The organism is Streptomyces sp. CNX435, from assembly GCF_059570575.1.
The window spans coordinates 1-2,235 of record NZ_JCANTA010000065.1; the positions used below are offsets into that span (position 1 = coordinate 1).

At 69.0% G+C, this 2,235-nt stretch carries 2 protein-coding genes; both read right to left on the bottom strand.

The window, feature by feature from the left end; all coding sequences use genetic code 11:
* Positions 1-421 precede the first annotated feature (421 nt).
* A complete protein-coding gene (locus T328_RS35930; RefSeq protein ID WP_496500472.1) occupies positions 422-1,135 on the bottom strand; it encodes an SDR family NAD(P)-dependent oxidoreductase in 714 nt (237 codons plus the stop codon).
* A 120-nt stretch (positions 1,136-1,255) separates the two neighbouring features.
* On the bottom strand, positions 1,256-2,235 hold a 980-nt coding region (locus tag T328_RS35935; RefSeq protein ID WP_496500473.1), incomplete at its 5' end, for an RICIN domain-containing protein.

Below are 2,235 nucleotides of genomic sequence, written 5' to 3' on the forward strand. Positions count from 1 at the left end.
CCCGAAGGCCGCTACACCTTCCCGGCGCACTCCGTCACCGTGCTGGACTTCGACCTTGCGTAAGAAATGCGGTCAAGGGACCACCGATGAACCCGATGGAGCCCGACCCGCGCGAGTTCATGCGCCGCCTCCGGGAACAGGCTCACATTGACGACACGGAGGAGATGAACGCGCCCACCGCCGAAACAGCCCGCGACACCCTGCCCCCCGCGAACGGCGCGAACGGGAATCCCCCCGATGCCGAGCGCCAACCGGCACACGGTGCCAACGGTCACGGACCCAGCAGCCCTGAGCGAGGCCGCCGCCGGGCGGCACACTGACGGTTTCGCGCTCCACCGCGAGAGCGGAACCTGGACGCGGGCCGGTCGGGTACGAGACCGCCCTCCCACTCTCGTACCAGACCGGGCCCGTGGCCCGCGGGTCAGTGGCCGGCGCTCATGCCGCCGTCGACGTGGAGGATCTCGCCGGTGACGAACGGCGCGTTCTCCAGGTAGATCACCGCGTCGGCGACGTCGCTCCGTTCGCCCATCCGGCCGACCGGATGCAGGGTGGCGAGGGCCTCGTGGGTCTCCTCGGGGTGCATGGGGGTCTTGATCGTGCCCAGGGAGACGGCGTTGGTGCGGATGCCGCGGGTGGCGTACTCGACGGCGAGGGACTTGGTGGCCGACTGCAGGCCGCCCTTGGTCAGCGAGGTGAGGACGGAGGGGACGTGGGAGTTGGCGTGGTCGACCAGGCTGGTGGTGACGTTGACGATGTGGCCGCCGCCCTGGTCGAGCATCTGCTCGATGACCAGCTGGGTGATGCGGAAGAAGCCGGCCAGATTCACACCGGTCACCGCGGCGTAGTCGTCCCGGGTGTAGTCGGTGAAGGGCTTGGCGACGAAGACGCCCGCGTTGTTGATCAGAGTGTCGACACGTCCGAACCGCTTGACGCCGGCGACGATGACGCGTTCGGCCGTGCCGGGATCGGCGATGTCACCCTGGACGGTCAGGACCCCCGCGTCGCTGGAGGGGGCGATCGTGCGCGAGGTGGCGACGACGGCGTAGCCGAGCTTTTGATAAGCGTCGACGAGGCCGGCGCCGATGCCCTGCGAAGCGCCGGTGATGACGGCGACCCTCTGGTTCTGAGTACTCATGATGACCTTCTTCGGGATGAGATGGGGACTCCCCGGCCGACGAGCGTGGCCGGGGTCGGGAGCCTCAGGTGTTGCGGGCACGCGCCCCCGCGCCCCGATCAGCGGCCAGGATGAAGGAACTCAGATGGTGATGAAGTTCCACTTGTGGTCGTCGAGGTCGCTGCATCCGTAGAGGGTGACCTTGGCGTGTGGTTCCTCCTTGCTCGTCCTGGCTACGTCGAGGCACATGTCTCCGCTTTTCTGGTTGCGGATCCAGTAGGTGCCGTTCGAGCGTCGGTGGAGCCACCAGCGCTGGTTGTCCTCGGCGCTCTCGCGGCAGTCGTAGACGTCCATCACCACACCCACCTGGCCCGGGCCCCGGTCGGGCACGTCCAAGCAGAGGCCGGACTTGACGTTGCGGATCACGTACAGGTCGGCCCCGCGGGTGCCGGCCCCCTTGTCGACCAGGTCCAGGACCCACTGCTGGTTGTCGTCGCCCGACGGCTTGCAGCCGGCGTCCCGGGTGCCGGTACCCGGTGAGCTCTTGCCGGTGCCGGGAAGGTCCAGGCACAGGTCGTACTTCTTGTTCCTGATCACGATCTCGTCCTTGGGGACGCGGGGATCCGCCCCGGTACTCGGGCCCGTCGGCGGCTTCGCACTCAGCGGCTCATCCGAGTCCTCCGTCTCCTCCGGTTCCTCCGGCTCATCCGTCTTCGGGGAGTCCTTTGTCTCCTTCGGCTTCGGCTTCTTCGCGTCGGACTCCGAGTCCGACGGGGAAGGCGAGGAGCCCGAAGGCGATGTGCTGGGGAACGTGGGATCGGGCACCCCGGGGTTGAGCTGCGTCGTCGGCCTCCCGTTCGGCTCCCGGGTGGCCCCGGCGGACTGGTTCAGCGGGTCGCCGCCTCCCGAACTGCCCAGCACTATCAGCGGTATGAGGATGACGGCCGCCACCGCGACACCCGCCGCCCCCACGAACGCGGGCCGCTTGAGCAGCCCGGGCGCCCGGTACTCGTCGTCGGACTGGCTCTGCTTCCCCCGGCGGCCGAACCCCCCACCGGATCCCCGGCCGATTCCCCGGCCGATTCCCCGGCCGAATCCCCGGCCGACGTCCTCGTCGGGGT

Bases quoted from the DNA above. Each gene is read 5' to 3' on its own strand.
- T328_RS35930 (WP_496500472.1), bottom strand. From the start codon at position 1,135: ATGAGTACTCAGAACCAGAGGGTCGCCGTCATCACCGGCGCTTCGCAG.